Raw genomic sequence first — 17,593 nt, 5'->3', positions numbered from 1 at the left:
AGGATAAGCTTTATTTTGTACTAAAGGCAGATAAAGGAGTAACAACGGATTATTTTCAATACTTAATAATTATGAAGGATTCACCCGCTCTTACTCCTTTTTAAAAGAATTAAAATATTATTTGCTGATAGCCTAGCCAGATAGTGATAAAATAAATATAATATAAAAAAGGAGGAAATATATTATGAGTTCAGATGATAGAAGATCAGAGATTATAAATATATTAAATAAACTAGATAAAGCTATAAGTGGTACAGATCTTGCTAAAAAGTTAGGAGTAAGTAGGCAGATAATAGTACAAGATATTGCTATTTTAAGAGCTAGTGGAGAAGAAATTATAGCTACACCTCAGGGATATATTGTCTTAAAAGATGTAAATGAAAGAAGGTTAATCAAAACTATTGTATGCAAACATTCAACTTATGAAGAAATTGAAGATGAATTAAAGACCATTGTAGATATTGGAGGAAAAGTACTAGATGTAATTATTGAACATCCAATATATGGAGAGATTAAGAGTTCTCTTATGATTAGTTCAAGACTAGATGTAGATGAATTTATAAAAAATTTAAAAGCCACTAATGCCGAACCACTATCTTCTTTAACAGAAGGAGTCCATATTCATTCTATAGAAGTAGAAAATGAAGAAAACTTTAAAAAAATTGAAAAGGTATTGGAAGAAAAAAGCTACTTGATAAAAGATTAATAAAATGATATATTTTGTATATATAGGTGACAAGACAACTGTAATAACATTAATGAGGAGTGGCTAAAATGGAAAAAGAATCTAAAGATGGAGTAAAAGAATATTTAATTAAGGTTTTAAATGGTATGGCACTTGGATTGTTTTCTTCTCTAATCATAGGACTTATAATTAAACAATTAGGAACTCTTTTTAAGATAAATTCTATAATTGAATTTGGTCAGATAGCTCAGTACATGATGGGACCAGCCATAGGAGCTGGAGTTGCATACAGTATAAATGCTTCTCCCCTTGGAATATTTGCTTCTATCATTACAGGGGCAATAGGAGCTGGAACTATCCACATTGATGGCGGAGAAACATTAATAGCAGTAGGAGAACCAGTAGGTGCATTTATTGCAGCTTTATTAGGAGCAGAGTTTTCTAAATTAGTTCAAGGAAGAACTAAGGTAGATATAGTTATAGTGCCCTTAGGAACTATAATTGTAGGAGGCTTTGTAGGTAATTATATTTCACCAATAGTAAGTGCTTTTATGATATTTGTTGGAAATATAATAAATATGGCTACAGAACTTCAACCTATTCCTATGGGAATATTAGTATCAGTATTAATGGGTATTGCCTTAACTCTTCCAATAAGTAGTGCAGCATTGGCTATTTCTCTAGGTCTTAGTGGATTAGCAGCAGGAGCAAGTACTGTAGGATGTGCTGCACAGATGATAGGCTTTGCTATTTCTTCTTATAGAGAAAATGGATTTGGAGGGCTTATAGCACAGGGAATAGGAACATCTATGCTCCAGATTCCTAATATAATTAAAAACCCTAGAATTTGGATTCCACCAATAATAGCCTCTGCAATACTGGGACCAATATCTACTACTTTATTAAAAATGGAAGGAAATATGATAGGTGCAGGTATGGGAACTAGTGGACTAGTAGGACAATTTGCAACAATAGATACAATGGGTGCAGGAGTAGGAGTATTTATAAAAATTTTATTGCTCCATTTTATACTTCCAGGTATAATATCTTTTGTAATATCTGAATGGATGAGGAAAAAAGGATATATTAAAAAAGGGGATATGAAAATATAACCCCTTTTTTCTTTTGGAAAATCTAAAATTTGTGTATAATGTAAAGTAGAATATATTTATTAGGAGAGTGGAAACTTTGTTTGATTTAGATACCTGTGTAGCATTTATAACTAACAAAGCAGCAAAAAAGATGGCAGATGCATTTAATGAAAGGCTGTCTAAATTAGGTATTACTCGTGTTCAATGGATAGCATTATTTTATTTAGGAAAAGAAGAGGGAATTAGCCAGAAAGAATTGGGAGAACTTATGGACATTAAAGATTCTACAGTAGCTAGACTTATAGACAGAATGGAAAAGGAAGAATATGTTTATAGGAAAAAAGATTCTTTAGATAGAAGAATTACAAATATATATTTAACTGAAAAAGGAAAAGAATATAGAAAAGAGTTATTGCCAGAAGGGGAAGAGATGGCAAGAATTTTTGCTAATGGCATATCAGATGAAGAAATGGATATATTTATAAATGTTGTAAATAAAATGCTGTCTAATATTGGTGAAAAAATTTAAAAAAGGGTTGTCTCTTTGTGAAGTATTTGCTATACTAATAATTAGCATAGCAAATACTTTTTTTAGGGGGTATAAAAATGAAAAACAATCCAAGAGAATTATTAAACGATTTTACTAACGGTCTTCAAGAAGCAAGTGAAACTAGTGGTGCTCAAGTAGAAGCTTTTATGAATTTATTAGGCGCATGTTATGAACCTAATGCATTAGATGTAAAGACTAAGGAGTTAATAAGTGTTGCAGTTGCAGCTTATAATAGATGTGAATATTGTATAGCATTTCATGTATATAAAGCATTAGAATCAGGAGCTAGTAGAAATGAAATAATGGAAGCGGCAATGGTAGCAGTTGCTTTTGGCGGAGGACCATCAATGGCTTATAGTGTTACATTAGTGAAAGATAGTATTGATGAGTTTGAAAAGGATTTCCAATAGGTTTTAATGGCAATAGGAGGCGATTAAAATTAAAATCCAAATTAAGTTTGAAAATGTACCAGGTGGTTTGAAAAGTGGAAAGGTAGTTAGGGTATGTAAGAATGTAGGGGATGAAATACATTCTGGAGAACCTTTAGTAGCTGTGGAAGAGAACAAGAAAACTATAGACATATATTCAAATGCAGAAGGAATTATAAAAGAGATAAATGTAAAAGAAGGAGATAAGGTTAAATTAGGCCAGTTATTAGTTTTAATTGAAGGAGAAATAGTCGAACAAAAAGAAGTTAAAAAAGAATCTAAAGGTAGTTTCAATTATTTTGAAGGTATAATGTCTCCAATAGAAGAAGAAATAGAAACTAAAGTAACTATAATAGGCTCAGGACCAGGAGGGTATGTAGCAGCTATTAAACTAGCACAAATGGGTGCTGATGTTGTAATAGTGGAAAAAGATAGTATAGGTGGTACTTGTTTAAATAGAGGATGTATTCCAACAAAGGCTTTAGTTAGATCGGCAGAAATATATAAGAATATTCAAGATGCAAATAAATATGGATGCTTTTCAAAAGAACATGGAGTAAATATGGACGAAGTAATTTCTAGAAAAGATAATATAGTAGCTCAATTAACTGGAGGTATTGAACACCTTCTTGGGTCAAATAATGTGAAAATCATAACAGGAGTTGGAGAAATAGTAGATGAAAATACAGTATTTGTAAAGAGTAAACGTAAAGAAACTACTATAAAAACAGAAGATATAATTATTGCTACAGGTTCTACTGTTTCACGACTTCCTATTCCAGGAATTGAATTAGATAATGTTCTAAAAAGCGATGAAGCATTGGAATTAATAAAACTTCCAGAAGAAATTGTGATCATTGGCGGAGGAGTCATAGGCATGGAATTTGCCTTTATATACAATAGCTTAGGTAGCAAAGTAACTATAGTTGAGTTTATGCCAAATATATTGCCTAGTTTAGATGAAGATGTACAAGATACAATTAGAGAAATTGCAGAAGATAGAGGAATAAAGATTTATACAGATTCTAAAGTAGATAGAATTTTAGATGATGAAAACCATAAATGTATAGTAGAGTTTACCAATGGTGAAAAGAAATTTATATCTACGGAGAAAGTACTGGTTTCCGTTGGTAGACAACCCTATATAGAAGGTTTAAATCTAGAAAAAGTAAAAGTTGAACTAAATGAAAACAAAAAAGGAGTAAAAGTAGATCATAAGATGAGAACAAATATACCTAATATATATGCTATAGGAGATGCAACAGGACAGGTACAATTAGCCCATGTAGCCTCAGCACAGGGTATAGTTGCTGCTAAGAATATAATGGGTAAGGAAAGTGTTATAGACTATAGTAACATACCAAGTGCTATATTTACTGACCCAGAAATTGCAACTATAGGAATTGATGAAAAAACTGCAGCTAAAGAAAATATAGATGTAGAAATAGGTAAATTTCCATTTATGTCAAATGGAAAAGCTCTAACATATGGCTCAACTGAAGGATTTGTAAAGATCATTGTTGAAAAAGATTCTAAAAAAGTTATAGGAGCTGCAATCATAGGTCCAAATGCAACAGATTTAATCAATGAAGTATCCATAGCTATTTCTAATGAATTAACAATAGACTATATTATTGATACTATACATCCTCATCCAACAACCTCTGAATCTATTTTTGAAGCAGCATTGGCGGCAGAAGGAATGTGTATTCATAACTAATTAAAAACCCTTACAGAAAGTAAGGGTTTTTAATTGTAAAAAAATAGTACTTGAAATAATTTCTTATATGTGGTATAATATTTCTCAAAATTCAATAGTTTGTGTTGATGAGAAATAGTAAGTAATTCTAGTCTCTTAAGAGAGCCAATGGTAGGTGAAAATTGGTGGGGCAAATTACTGAATCCAGCTCGGAGCAAATTATTTATACTAAGTGAGCTTTTAGCTAACTAGGGTGGCAACGCGGGTAACTCTCGTCCCTAAAGGGATGGAGAGTTTTTTTATTTCTAAAATAAGAATGGAGGGGATGGAAAAGTGTTAGATATTAAAATGATTAGAAAAAATCCTGAATTAGTAAAAAAAGGGATTGCTAAACTTTCTGGCGAACATAATATTGATGAGGTAATAAAACTGGATGAGAAGAGAAGAGAGATTTTAGTAAAGTTAGAAGAAATGAAATCACAACAAAATAAAGTTTCAAAAGAAATTCCAAAGATGAAAAAAGAGGCAAAAGATGTATCTGAGCTGTTAAAAGAGATGAAGGAATTGTCTTCAAATATTAAAAATATGGATGTAGAAGTTAAAGAAATAGATAAGGATTTAAAAAATTTACTTTTAGGTATTCCCAATATTCCGCATGATGATGTACCAGAAGGGAAAACAGATGAAGATAATGTAGAAATTAGGAAATGGGGAGAACCTACAAAATTTTCCTTTGAACCAAAAGCCCATTGGGATTTAGGAATTGAATTAAATATACTTGATTTTGAAAGGGCTTCTAAAATAACAGGTGCAAGATTTAGTATATTTAGAAACAAAGGAGCATTGCTTCAGAGAGCATTAATTAATTTCATGTTAGATCTTCATACAATTGATCAAGATTATATGGAAATGTTGACTCCATTTATGGTAAATAGAAACAGTATGACTGGTACAGGACAATTGCCTAAATTTGAAGAAGATGCTTTTTCAGTTCCAAGTAAAGATTATTTCTTAGTACCTACAGCAGAAGTTCCAGTTACAAATTTGCATAGAAATGAAATACTAAATGAAGATGAATTACCTATTTATTATACAGCATATACACCTTGTTTTAGACAGGAAGCAGGTTCAGCTGGAAGAGATACAAGAGGGCTTATAAGAAATCACCAATTTGATAAAGTAGAATTAGTTAAATTTGTAAAACCTGAAGGATCTTATGATGAACTTGAAAAACTTACAAATGATGCAGAAGAGGTTTTGAAAAAATTAGGGCTTCCTTACAGGGTTGTAAATCTCTGTACTGGAGATTTAGGTTTCTCATCAGCTAAAACTTATGATATAGAAGTATGGATGCCTAGCTATAATAGATATGTTGAAATATCTTCTTGTAGTAATTTTGAGGATTTTCAGGCTAGAAGGGCAAATATTAGATTTAGAAGAAAAGAAAACAAAAAAATAGAATATGCTCATACATTAAATGGTTCTGGTCTTGCTGTAGGAAGAACATTTGCAGCCTTAGTTGAGAATTATCAACAAGAGGATGGTTCAATACTTATTCCAGAAGTATTGAGACCATATATGAGAGGTATGGAAAGGATAACTAAATAATAAAACAACTAGTGACTGTCTTAAAATAATTTTAATTATTTTAGACAGTCATTTTTTATTAATAAAAATTTAGATTTAAAATATAATATAATAATATAGGATTTTGGAGGTTAATTATGTATAGTAAAAGGAAAATATCTAGTTTTTTAATAATTGTACTATCACTTTCTATAATATTATCTGGTTGCTTAGTATCTAATTCTACTCATGAAACGTTGATTACAAATGATTATAATGATTTGAAAATAGACAAATTAAATAATTATAAAATAGAGGTAGAATTTAATCCAAGGGAAAAAAATTACACAGGAAAGCAGGTGATTACATATGTAAACAATACAGATAGTAATTTAAAAGATATTTTTATACATCTTTATCCAAATGCTTTTAAATCAAAAGAAACTGCCCCATTTTTAGAGGATGATTTTGAAAAGATTTACAATGGAAAATATGAGCCTGGATTCATAGATTTAAATAAGGTTATGGTGAATAAAAAAGATGTAAATTATGAGATACAAGGACATGGAGATACTATTTTAAAGATAGAACCTAATTCAGCTTTAAAACCAAATGAAAAATTAGATATATATTTGGAGTATAAGGTCAAACTTCCTTCAGCACAAGATAGATTTGGCTATGGAGAAGATACATTTAATTTTGGAAATTGGTACCCTATAGTATCTGTATATGATGAAAACGGATGGAATACAGATCCTTATTATAATATTGGAGATCCTTTTTATAGTGATATAAGTAATTATGAGGTAAGAATAACAGTACCTAGAAATATAATAGTAGCTTCTAGTGGAAATATATTAGATGAAAAAATCAAAGGGAATAAAAAGACATATAATATTGAAGGGAAACTTATAAGGGATTTTGCTTGGATAGCTAGTGAATATTTTACAGTAGAAGAAAGAGAAGTTGAAGGGATAAAAATAAAAAATTATTTTTTAGAGGGAGATTCAGATATTAAAAAGTTTGTAGGAGATGTTTCGGAAAATTCTATTAGAACTTTTAATAAATTGTTTGGAAAATATCCTTATGGAAATTATTCTGTAGTAGCTACAGATTTTAGTGGAGGTATGGAATATCCAGGTTTGGTTTTTATAGGGAGAGAGTATTATAATGAGTTTGAAAAGGATTTTTTAGAAAAGGTAATAGCTCATGAAACAGGTCATCAGTGGTGGTATGGAGTAGTAGGGAACAATCAGGTAGAAGAAGCATGGCTAGATGAATCCTTAACAACTTATTCTGAAATAGTATATTTAGATGAAATATATGGTGAAGAAATGGGGAAAGAACATTATGAAGATATGAAAAACTATTATGATTATATGCAAGAATCCTACAAATTTGAAGAAGTAGTTGTTAAATCCTTAGAAGATTTTAATAATTGGAATGACTATGGAGCATTAGTTTATTATAGGGGTGCTATGTTTTTAGATGAAATAAAAAAAGACTTTGGCAAAGAAACACTATATGATATACTGGATAAGTATTATAATAAACATAAATTTTACAATGCTAAAACTGAAGATTTTATAAAGGTTTGTGAAGAGGTAACAGGCACTAGTTTTGAAAAGAGAGTATATAAATGGCTTTATAAAAGGGAATAGCATATCTAATTTTAAAATAAAGGTGATATTATGAAAATTAAATTTAAAAGGCAAGCATTTTTTTTATTAGTATTTATTTTTCTAATTAATTCAATATCTTTTGCTGGAAAAATAGGTATTGAAGAAGGAGTTTCAGCATATTTATTAGCAGATTTTGAAGAAGGCAGAATACTGGAAGAATACAATATAGATACCCCACTAGAGATAGCTAGTATTACAAAGCTTATGACCTATACTGTAGTAATGGATGAAATAAGAAATAGAAATATATCTATGAAAGATGAAATAACTATAGATAAGGAAGTGGCAAGTATCAAAGGTTCGACTTTTGAGTTAGAAGAAGGAGAAAAATTTTCAGTAGAAACTTTACTTCAAAGTACGTTGATAGTTTCTGCTAATGATTCTTGTGTAGCTTTAGCTAAGCATGTATCAGGAGATGTACCAAGCTTTGTAAAAAAGATGAATCAAAAAGCAAAAGAAATAGGATTAGAAAATGCAAAATTTTTAAACCCTAACGGTCTTCCTGAAAATAGTGGGCATAATACTATGAGTGTTAGAGATATTTTTGAACTTTCCAGATACATATTAAAAGAATATCCTCAAATACTTGAAATAACTAAAAAAGAAAAAATTGATATAGATGATAGTATAAGAGGAGAGGATTTTGTAAATAAAAATACAAATCCATTGTTGAAGGAAATACCTGAAGTAGATGGACTCAAAACAGGATTTACTGATGGAGCGGGTTACTGTCTGGTTTCTACAATTAATGTAAAAGGACAAGCTAAGGATGAAGATTCTAGACTTATTGGTATAGTAATGGGAACTAAAAGCGAAGAAGGCAGAAAAAACATGAGCAAATATTTATTAAATTATGGGCTTATAAATTACAAAAAAAATCTAGTATTATCTAAGGACTCTCCAGTAGATGTTATACATATTCCTAATGGAAATAGATTAGAAGTAGAAGTATTTCCTAAAGAAGATACATATGTATTAGAAAAAAAGAATGATAATACATTAAAAAAAGTAGTTATAGACAATGATATTAAATTACCTCTTAAAAAGGGAGATACTATAGGAAAAGTAATATTATATAGTGAAAATAGTGATAAAGTATTGAAAGAAGTTGATTTGGTTTTAGGGAAGAATATAAGAGAGGCTAATTTTCTAATAAAAGCTTTCAGAAATATAAAAGGTTTTTTAGCATACATTTGGAATTCTGTTTTCTAACAGCAACACAAGGGGACGGTTCTTCTGTGTCCATTGACTTTTCAATAAAAATAGTGTAAAATATATGAGTACACAGTGTGCATCCGTAGCTCAGTAGGATAGAGCAGCGCCCTCCTAAGGCGTGTGTCGGGGGTTCGACTCCTCTCGGGTGCACCATTTTTGTAATTAAATATATAGGTGAAAAATATGGATGAAAAATATATGTCATTGGCTTTAAAAGAAGCTGAAAAAGCTTCTAATATTTTGGAAGTGCCTGTAGGAGCTATTATTGTTCATAAAAATGAAGTGATAGCTACTGGATATAATATGAGAGAAAGTTTAAAAGATCCCACAGCTCATGCAGAGATAATTGCTATAAAAAGAGCTAGTGAATATTTAAATGGTTGGAGACTTATAAATTGTACTATGTATGTAACATTAGAACCTTGTCCTATGTGTGCAGGAGCTATACTAAATTCTAGAATAGATAGATTAGTTATTGGAACAAAAGATTATAAGATGGGATGTTGTGGTACTGTAATTGATTTACTTCACAATTCTAATTTTAATCACAAGGTAGATACTACTTTTGGAGTATTGGAAGATGAGTGTAAAATAATTTTAAAAGATTTTTTTAAAAAACTAAGGAAAAAATGAATATGGAGAGGTGACCGAGAGGTTGAAGGTGGTGGTCTCGAAAACCATTGTACAGTTTTACTGTACCGAGGGTTCAAATCCCTCTCTCTCCGCCAATAGTATATAAATTTAAAAAGCTCAAATTGAATTAATTTGAGCTTTTTAAAATTCTTAAATAATAATAAGCTTCTCTTAAAACATGATCAGCTAATAGAGGTATTATTATAGACCTTATATTGCAATTCAATAAACCTTCTGTAGCTTCTGATTTAAAATCTTTAATTTTCTCAGTAGCTTCTAAACTTTTTTCTGTAATTTCTTCGGCAGGAGAGTTATTTTCCAAAGCTTCTTTAGCTTCTATTGTTAACTCTTCAAATAGTGCAGCAAATTCATTTGCAATATTTATTAAATTTCCTTCTGTAGGATCAAGTAATCCTCTTATAAACATAGAGTGTTCTTCCATTATTTCATTCCAAAATACTTCTTTTTTTAATATATTATTATCTAATATACTTTCATCTAAGCTTTGTAGTTTTTCAAGTATATTCAAATAAACTTCTGCCTCTTCAAAGGTATGTTCTAAAAGTAAAGGATAAAGAGTTATAAAAATTTTACAGTCTAAAACGCTGTCTGTTAAATCTCTTTGTAATTGAATTAAATTATCTACTAAATTTATAGCTTCCATATTTAAATTATAGACCTTTTCATAAAGCTCTGGAGAATAATTTTTATTATATTTAGGAACTAAATTCATCTCTAATTTTGTAATATCTGTATCTATACATACTCCAGTATAAAACTCTGTAAGTAATTCGGCATTTAAAGTGTATTGAGTTACTAATTCATTTGAAGATAGAACATCTTCTCCTATTTGTTTATTGGCTAAATAAACAATTTCTAACAAAAAACTTTCAAAATCTTTTTTTAAGTCATCAATATCTAGTATTAATCTACTATTTTTTATTGGTAATGAAGCTTCAATAAAAATAAGATGTTCTTTCATTATTCTTGCAAAAAACAAATTGTATTCTAAAGAAAGTTTAATATATTCCTCTTTAGACAACAAAAAGATCTCCTCCTTTAATAACATATTAATATTATTATATTAAGCTATTAAAAAAAGGTGATTTAGTGGATGTTAAATAACTAACAAAAATAACTCATCATTTAAAGTGTTAGACAATTATCAATAAATAAGTATAAACAAAGTGGCTATTTTTGAATATTTATAAACAAATACATGAGAATGAATACCTAAAGAGCAAGAAATGTATTGTTAATATTTAGATAATTCAGATAATTTCTTGACTTTTCCCAAAATTCGTACTATGATTTGCATAGAGAATATTAAAATTTTGTAACTTTTTAGCAAGGAGGTAGAAAAATGAGTCAGAACTCAAACAAAGTAAATTTAGGTAAAAGCCCTGAAAGCAGTGGTAGGGAAACTTTTGCAACAAGCTTTGGTATACTAGCAGCAGCTATAGGTTCAGCAGTAGGGCTAGGTAATATATGGAGATTTCCTTATATTACTGGGATGAATGGTGGAGGAGCATTTATTTTAGTTTATTTAATTTGTGTTGCAATAATAGGAATTCCATTGATGTTGTCCGAATTTGTAGTAGGCAGGGAGGGTAAAAAAGATGCTATAGGTTCTTTTAAAAAATTATCTCCCAATGGAAAATGGTATATCAGTGGTATATTAGGAGTTTTAGCAGCATTTATGATACTTTCTTTTTATGGAGTTATAGCAGGATGGTCCTTAGAGTATATAGGGAAATCTATTACTAATCAGTTTGCAGGTAAGACTGTCACACAAATTGAAACAATGTTTGTAGATTTTATAACTCATCCAGTAAAACCTGTAGTTTGTCAGTTAATATTCATGGCTATAACAGGATTTATAGTAGCTGCAGGTGTTCAGGGGGGAATAGAAAAGATTTCAAAAATATTAATACCCTTATTATTAGTTATAATAATTATATTAGATATTAGGGCTATTACCTTACCAGGAGGTAGTGCAGGATTAGAGTTTTTATTTAAGCCAGATTTTTCAAAGATTACTGGAGCTAGTATATTAGATGCATTAGGCCATTCGTTTTTCTCATTGAGTTTAGGAATGGGAATAATGATTACTTACGGTTCTTATATAGGCAAAGGTGAAAAATTAGGTAAAACATCTCTAAATGTAGCTATAGCTGATACTGTAATAGCATTATTAGTAGGAATAGCTATATTCCCAGCAGTATTTGCTTTTGATATTGCTCCAAATAGTGGTCCAGGGTTAGTATTTATTACACTTCCAAATGTATTTGCTAAGATGCCAGGAGGTCCTATATTTTCTTCAATGTTTTTCATATTGTTAGCTTTAGCAGCTCTTACAAGTACTATATCCTTATTGGAAGTAGTAACTGCTTATGTAATAGAGTGTTTTAATATGGAAAGGAAGAAGGCTTCTATCTTAAGTACTGTTTTAATATCTTTATTAGGAGTATTTGCGTCACTTTCTAATGGTCCTTTATCTGGGGAAGTATTTTTTGGCAGAAATTTATTTGACTTTTTAGATTATTTAACAGCAAATTATTTCTTAACTATTGCAGCCCTTATTAGCTGTATATTTGTAGGTTGGAAGTTTAACAAAAAGACTTTAGAAAATCAACTGACGAATGATGGCATTATAAAAGCAAGTTATATAGATGTATACTATTTTATTATAAAGTTTATTTGTCCCATTCTCATACTAATAGTATTTTTAGCTGGCATTGGAATAATATAAGAATCATAAAAAAGTATAGGGTTAGATTAAATCCTATACTTTTTTAATTTATTTATATATAGTGTTAAAAAGTAGTCAAATAATAAAAAAATAGGTTGTACAAATATTATTAAATTTTTCATAGACATATTAGTATTTATAGGATTGCCAATAAATAATTCATATAATTTATAAATCAAGAAGAATGTAATATTAAAGTATATTAACTTTAAGACAATCTCTATTAAAATATTATTAGTTTTTTCTATAAGATTCTTTATTATTCCATAGGGACCAAAAAATAATATATAAAATAGTATATTTCCTCTCATTCCTAATAGCACTGTAGATAAAATAGAAGAAGCAATATATATGTATAAACTATTTTTGGTACCAGTTAATATTAATCCAATAGGAATTATTAAGGCAGATAAAAAAAGCATTAACAATTTATTATAGGGTAAAATAGTACTTAAATAAATAAAAATGATACTTAATGCTGTAAGGAGGCCACCATATGCTATAGCCTTACTTTTATTATTTAAATACATGATATAAAGTCTCCCCCCATACACTCACATAGACAATCTAAACAATAAAGGGTTGCACAAATATTACATATATTATGATCTCTATTATTATAAGGTTTTCTGTAGTTATCATTTCTTCTAAATAGGGAATTGAAAGCATTATTATATTCTCTATTTCCAGGATTCATAGAACAAGCTGTTTCTAAATTACTATAGGCTGCATCATACCATCCTCTATTCTGGTTTAATATTCCCATTAAGAAATACCATTCTCCTGTTTTTTTATTTACCATATTTAATTTTCTTTCAGCTTCAGCTAAGTTTCCATTCTGAATATCAATTCTTGCACTATATAATAATTCTTCCTCTGAAAAATTATTATTTCTATTGCTCATAAGAAAATTATAGGCATCATTTATTTCTTTTAATTTCTCCTCAGCTAACTCTCTTAAAGGATTGTCTATGAATTTATCTGGGTGGTATTTTTTTACAAGTTTTTTATAAGCCTGTTTTATTTCACTTTCTGTTGCATTTTTATTTATTTCCAATATTTCGTAAGGATCTTTCATTTGTTTTCATCTCCTTAGTTTCAAACACTTTTTCTATCTGTGCTAGAAGTCCAAAATTAAAAACATTAAATAATATATCCCTATTTTTTTCTATAGGCAATTTTTCAAATGCTCTGCTACATTCTCTAGCATAGGAAGTTAAAATGAAATGTATTCTTTTATTTGTACTTTTTACAAAATCCTTATAAGGTATATTTTTTTTATTTAAAATTAAATTTATTCCATTAAATTCATTATTTTTTATATCCTTTTCTAAATCATCATAAGCATCTATTATATAAATCCATTTTCCGAGATTATATCCTAAATGGTATAATGATTCATCATATTCTTTATTATTTATATAAGATAGTATAGTATAGGCTGTTAATTCACCAAAAGGATGACTTAATTCATCTAGGCTATCTATATTTTTACTTTTTTCAAGATAATAAAGTTTATTTAGATTTTCTTTTATATTATTCTCAATTTGTTGAAAATTTTCGGGTATTTTATTTAAATAAGTTTTAAATATAGATGAAAAAACTCTACTTCTAATAGTTTTGTCATCTATAACATCATCCAATAATTTATGATAAGTTAAAATAATATTCAAATAAGAAGCATATCTTAAAGGCTCATTATCTACTAAAAATATTCTTTTCTTAATTGGATGGAGTATACAATTTCTTTTTATATATTTTTCTTCATTGCCATTGAAAGAATCTAATAATATAGCTAGAAAAGTTGTATCATAATTTAATGTAATTCTAGGAACATTTCCAAAATTATACTTTATATTTCTACAAAGTCCACAATAATAAGCTTTGATCTTTTCATAATCTTTTATTTTCAGTTCCATTTTATAGGGGATGACATAACCAAACATAATATTCTCCTTAAGTTTACTTTCAGTCATAATATATCATACTAAAAAATCTGATTCAATTAGAAACAAATATTTGACTGAAAAAATAATAAGATATATAATAAAATTTGTAAGATAAAAAACAAGGGAAAGTGGTGTGAATCCACTGCAGCCCCCGCTACTGTAAACGATTAAATGAATCGTAAGCCAGATTACCTTAATTAATATATGCTAAAACTTCGGAGGGAAGTTTTATGCGTTTTAGATTTATTCTACCTCCAGAGGTAGTTTTTTTATTTTCTAAATATTTTTTCAAAGAAGGAAGGGATTTCATGAAGCTATTAAAAGAAACATTAGAAGCTATAAAGCCTGTAGATGAAGAAGCAAAGAAGAAGGCTAAGGAAAGAATGGATAACTTAACCAAGCCTATAGGTAGTTTAGGAGTTTTAGAAGATATAGCTATAAGAATGGCAGGAATAACAGGAAAAGTACATAACAAAATGGATAAAAGAAATATAGTGGTTATGTGTGCTGATAATGGAGTAGTAGAAGAAGGTGTTAGTGCTTGCCCTCAATGGTTTACAAAAGTACTTACTGAAAATCTTACTAGAGGATATACTGGTGTAACTGTCCTCTCTGAACTTATAAACTCCCATGTAACTACTGTAGATATAGGTGTAAATGCAGATATAGATAATCCTAAAGTTATAAATAAAAAGATTGCATATGGAACCAAAAACATGACAAAGGAACCAAGTATGACTCGTGAAGAAGCTATAAAGGCTATAGAGGTAGGAATAGAAATATCGGATAAACTTTATAGTGAAGGATATGATATACTAGGAACAGGAGAAATGGGTATAGGAAACACTACTACTAGTGGAGCAGTATTATCTGTATTTTCAGGATTGAGTCCAGATATTACTTGTGGAAAAGGTTCAGGCCTAACAGATGACCAATATGAAGGAAAGAAAAATGCTGTAAAAAAAGCTATAGAAATAAATAAGCCAGACAAAAATGATCCTTTAGATGTTATTTCAAAAGTAGGAGGGTTTGACATAGCTGGGATATGTGGTTGTTTTCTTTCAGCAGCAAAAAATAGAAAACCGATAGTTATAGATGGATTTATTTCATCGGCAGCAGCATTATGTGCAGTTAGGCTAAACCCTATAGTAAAGGATTATTTATTTCCATCTCATCTTTCAAAAGAGCCAGGAGCTATGTATATGATGGAGGAAATAGGACTTAAACCAATGCTTAACCTTGAAATGAGGCTTGGAGAAGGTTCAGGTTGTCCTTTAGCATTTCAGATTATAGATTCGGCTCTTTATATAATGGATAATCTAGCTACTTTTGAACAATCAACTCTTAATAAAGATGTATTAATAGATATTAGGTGATAATATGATTATACTTGTGACAGGTGGAGCAAGGAGTGGAAAAAGCTCCTTTGCTGAAAAACAATATGAAAATAAAAAAGATGTAGTCTATATAGCTACATCTAAGGTAATGGACAAGGAAATGGAAGATAGGGTTATTCTTCATAAAAAATCTAGGCCTAGCTATTGGAGAACCTTTGAGGGAAATTATGATTTAGATAATGCAATAGGGAAAGAAGAAAATTATTTATTAGACTGTGTAACAGTCCTTACATCAAATATAATGTATGATTTAACCAAAGATGAAGAAAGAATATCAATAGAACTTCAAAAAAAAGTAGAAGATACAGTTGTTAATGAATTAAATAAGCTTATAAATAAAATAAATGATGAAAATTATAATTTAGTACTAGTTACAAATGAGATAGGTTCTTCATTAGTACCAGAAAGTCATATAGGAAGAGTTTTTAGAGATGTTCAAGGAAGAGTAAATCAAAGGATAGCTTCTATTTCTAATGAAGTTTATTTGGTATGTTGTGGCATACCAGTGAAGATAAAGTGATAAAGGGCTTAATACTTGCTATACAATTTTTATCTAGAATACCTATAAATATAGCAGTAGATTTTAATGAGGAAAATTTAAGGAAAAGCACTTTTTTTTATCCGTTTACAGGTATGATTATAGGTGGAATTGCTGGTCTTTTTTATTATATTTTTTCCTATATAAATAAAGATATAGCTTCTTTCATAGCTGTACTAAGTATTATAATAACGACGGGAGGACTTCATTTAGATGGTATAGGAGATACTTTTGATGGTTTCTACTCTGCTAGGGATAGAGAGAGAATACTTGAAATAATGAAAGATAGTAGAGCAGGGACTTATGGTGTGGTGGCTATAATACTTGATATATTATTTAAATATATTCTCATATCTAATATAGAGGGAAATATTCCACTATACTTAGCATTTTCTTGTGCCAATGCTAGATTTATGTCAGTGCTACTTATGTCTTTTGCCAAAATTGCTAGACCAGGTGGTTTAGGAGATATGCTAGCCAGTAGCAATCCTAGAAGTTATGCTATAGCTGGAGGAATATTATATAGTATAATTGTTTTTCTTGTGAATCCATTGTTTTTAATACCTTTAGTAGCATCAATATTATGGGCATTGTTAGTTACTTTAAAGACTTACAAAACTATTGGAGGATTTACTGGAGATGTTTATGGTGCAACTATCGAAACTACAGAGATAATATCTCTCATAACTTTTGCAGGGGTGCTAAAATGGATATAATATTTGTTAGACATGGTGAAACATTAGAGAATAAAAAAGGTATCTATGGAAGTTTAGATACATCTTTATCTGAAAAAGGAAAAAAACAAATAGTTGAAACGAAAAAGCAAATAAAAAAACTTTCCTTTGAAAATATTTATATAAGTCCACTTAAAAGAACTATAGAAACATCAAAAATACTAGGAGTAGAAGGAATTTTTGATGAAAGAATTAAAGAAATAGATTTTGGACTATTTAGAGGTAAGACTTATGAGGAAGTTAAAAAACTATATCCAGAAGAAATGGTTTATTGGCTCAAAGACCATGTAAGATATAAAATGCCTGAGGGAGAAAGTCTATTGGATTTATATAATAGGACAGCAGATTTTTTGAATAATAGGATTGAAGAAGATAAAGATATATTAGTAATTACCCATGAAGGCGTTATAAGATGTGCATTATGCTGGATATTTGATAATGCTGAACATTTCTATAGGTTCAAGATTAAAAATGGAGGCATAACCATTATTGCAGTAGAAAATGATTATAAATATATAAAAGGTATAAACAATATATTCTAAGCACAGACTATTCTGTGCTTATTTTAAATTATAATTAAAGCAAGAGAAACAATCAGAAAATTAGTAAAATTATTTACAATAGAAAGTGAAATATGAAAGTTAAAATAGAGAATTTAAATTATGTTAGTAGAC

General features: G+C 29.2%; 18 protein-coding genes, 2 tRNA genes, 1 riboswitch and 1 other annotated feature. Of the genes, 16 read left to right on the top strand and 4 right to left on the bottom strand.

The window, feature by feature from the left end; translation table 11 throughout:
* Nucleotides 1-184: 184 nt before the first annotated feature.
* The 11 genes from NSA23_RS09535 to NSA23_RS09485 all read left to right on the top strand — a co-directional run bounded on the left by NSA23_RS09535 (nt 185) and on the right by NSA23_RS09485 (nt 9,644).
* On the top strand, nt 185-706 hold the full coding sequence (locus tag NSA23_RS09535; RefSeq protein ID WP_042679138.1) for a transcription repressor NadR: 522 nt from the start codon (nt 185-187) through the stop codon (nt 704-706).
* Between the two features lie 68 nt (nt 707-774).
* The gene (locus tag NSA23_RS09530; protein WP_042679140.1) at nt 775-1,797 is read left to right on the top strand and encodes a PTS sugar transporter subunit IIC; all 1,023 of its coding nucleotides are present in this window, start codon (nt 775-777) and stop codon (nt 1,795-1,797) included.
* Between the two features lie 76 nt (nt 1,798-1,873).
* Complete coding sequence (locus tag NSA23_RS09525) at nt 1,874-2,305, top strand: MarR family winged helix-turn-helix transcriptional regulator (protein ID WP_042679142.1); 432 nt, start codon at nt 1,874-1,876, stop codon at nt 2,303-2,305.
* Between the two features lie 77 nt (nt 2,306-2,382).
* Nucleotides 2,383-2,736: a carboxymuconolactone decarboxylase family protein gene (locus NSA23_RS09520; RefSeq protein WP_042679144.1), complete on the top strand. Its 354-nt coding sequence runs from the start codon at nt 2,383-2,385 to the stop codon at nt 2,734-2,736.
* 67 nt (nt 2,737-2,803) lie between these two features.
* Complete coding sequence (lpdA, locus tag NSA23_RS09515; protein WP_222704708.1) at nt 2,804-4,474, top strand: dihydrolipoyl dehydrogenase; 1,671 nt, start codon at nt 2,804-2,806, stop codon at nt 4,472-4,474.
* 95 nt (nt 4,475-4,569) lie between these two features.
* Nucleotides 4,570-4,736 (top strand) — a binding site (T-box leader).
* A 50-nt stretch (nt 4,737-4,786) separates the two neighbouring features.
* Nucleotides 4,787-6,061, top strand: a complete 1,275-nt coding sequence (gene serS / locus NSA23_RS09510) for a serine--tRNA ligase (protein WP_042679149.1) — start codon at nt 4,787-4,789, stop codon at nt 6,059-6,061.
* 116 nt (nt 6,062-6,177) lie between these two features.
* Entirely contained in the window at nt 6,178-7,680 is a 1,503-nt protein-coding gene (locus tag NSA23_RS09505) for a M1 family metallopeptidase (protein ID WP_050069710.1), read from the top strand.
* Nucleotides 7,681-7,710: 30 nt separating this feature from the next.
* Complete coding sequence (locus tag NSA23_RS09500; protein ID WP_257490467.1) at nt 7,711-8,913, top strand: D-alanyl-D-alanine carboxypeptidase family protein; 1,203 nt, start codon at nt 7,711-7,713, stop codon at nt 8,911-8,913.
* 79 nt (nt 8,914-8,992) lie between these two features.
* Nucleotides 8,993-9,069 (top strand) — tRNA-Arg (locus NSA23_RS09495).
* A 30-nt stretch (nt 9,070-9,099) separates the two neighbouring features.
* Nucleotides 9,100-9,549 carry a tRNA adenosine(34) deaminase TadA gene (gene tadA / locus NSA23_RS09490; RefSeq protein ID WP_042679151.1) on the top strand — a complete coding sequence of 150 codons (450 nt, stop codon included), beginning with the start codon at nt 9,100-9,102 and terminating at the stop codon, nt 9,547-9,549.
* 4 nt (nt 9,550-9,553) lie between these two features.
* Nucleotides 9,554-9,644, top strand: a tRNA-Ser gene (locus tag NSA23_RS09485).
* A gap of 32 nt (nt 9,645-9,676) precedes the next feature.
* On the opposite strand, the gene NSA23_RS09480 is transcribed toward NSA23_RS09485, so the two are convergent.
* Nucleotides 9,677-10,594 (bottom strand): DUF2935 domain-containing protein, encoded by a 918-nt coding sequence (locus NSA23_RS09480; protein WP_042679152.1) that lies wholly within the window; start codon nt 10,592-10,594, stop codon nt 9,677-9,679.
* A 318-nt stretch (nt 10,595-10,912) separates the two neighbouring features.
* On the opposite strand from NSA23_RS09480, the gene NSA23_RS09475 reads away from it, so the two are divergent.
* Complete coding sequence (locus tag NSA23_RS09475) at nt 10,913-12,301, top strand: sodium-dependent transporter (RefSeq protein ID WP_042679153.1); 1,389 nt, start codon at nt 10,913-10,915, stop codon at nt 12,299-12,301.
* A gap of 26 nt (nt 12,302-12,327) precedes the next feature.
* Here NSA23_RS09475 and NSA23_RS09470 read toward each other — a convergent pair whose 3' ends face one another.
* From NSA23_RS09470 to NSA23_RS09460, 3 genes are read right to left on the bottom strand one after another with little or no spacing between them, the layout of a single operon-like run.
* Entirely contained in the window at nt 12,328-12,831 is a 504-nt protein-coding gene (locus NSA23_RS09470) for a hypothetical protein (protein WP_042679155.1), read from the bottom strand.
* Complete coding sequence (locus NSA23_RS16515; protein WP_042679157.1) at nt 12,822-13,379, bottom strand: J domain-containing protein; 558 nt, start codon at nt 13,377-13,379, stop codon at nt 12,822-12,824. The genes NSA23_RS09470 and NSA23_RS16515 overlap by 10 nt, the downstream gene beginning before the upstream one ends.
* Complete coding sequence (locus NSA23_RS09460) at nt 13,345-14,247, bottom strand: DUF5685 family protein (protein WP_042679159.1); 903 nt, start codon at nt 14,245-14,247, stop codon at nt 13,345-13,347. Before NSA23_RS09460 ends, NSA23_RS16515 begins: the two co-directional genes overlap by 35 nt.
* An 86-nt stretch (nt 14,248-14,333) precedes the next feature.
* Nucleotides 14,334-14,464: riboswitch (cobalamin riboswitch) on the top strand.
* A gap of 16 nt (nt 14,465-14,480) precedes the next feature.
* Here NSA23_RS09460 and cobT point away from each other — a divergent pair.
* From cobT to NSA23_RS09440, 4 genes are read left to right on the top strand one after another with little or no spacing between them, the layout of a single operon-like run.
* Nucleotides 14,481-15,626 (top strand): nicotinate-nucleotide--dimethylbenzimidazole phosphoribosyltransferase, encoded by a 1,146-nt coding sequence (cobT, locus tag NSA23_RS09455; protein WP_246119169.1) that lies wholly within the window; start codon nt 14,481-14,483, stop codon nt 15,624-15,626.
* 4 nt (nt 15,627-15,630) lie between these two features.
* Nucleotides 15,631-16,167, top strand: a complete 537-nt coding sequence (gene cobU / locus NSA23_RS09450) for a bifunctional adenosylcobinamide kinase/adenosylcobinamide-phosphate guanylyltransferase (protein ID WP_042679161.1) — start codon at nt 15,631-15,633, stop codon at nt 16,165-16,167.
* Nucleotides 16,137-16,901 (top strand): adenosylcobinamide-GDP ribazoletransferase, encoded by a 765-nt coding sequence (cobS, locus tag NSA23_RS09445; protein WP_222704709.1) that lies wholly within the window; start codon nt 16,137-16,139, stop codon nt 16,899-16,901. Before cobU ends, cobS begins: the two co-directional genes overlap by 31 nt.
* The gene (locus NSA23_RS09440) at nt 16,892-17,461 is read left to right on the top strand and encodes a histidine phosphatase family protein (protein WP_042679164.1); all 570 of its coding nucleotides are present in this window, start codon (nt 16,892-16,894) and stop codon (nt 17,459-17,461) included. The genes cobS and NSA23_RS09440 overlap by 10 nt, the downstream gene beginning before the upstream one ends.
* Nucleotides 17,462-17,593: the final 132 nt, after the last annotated feature.

The organism is Anaerosalibacter massiliensis (assembly GCF_024623155.1).
GTDB lineage: Bacteria > Bacillota > Clostridia > Tissierellales > Sporanaerobacteraceae > Anaerosalibacter > Anaerosalibacter massiliensis.
The sequence above is the reverse complement of the archived record's forward strand: the minus strand, read 5'-3'. Positions and strand labels throughout refer to the sequence as shown.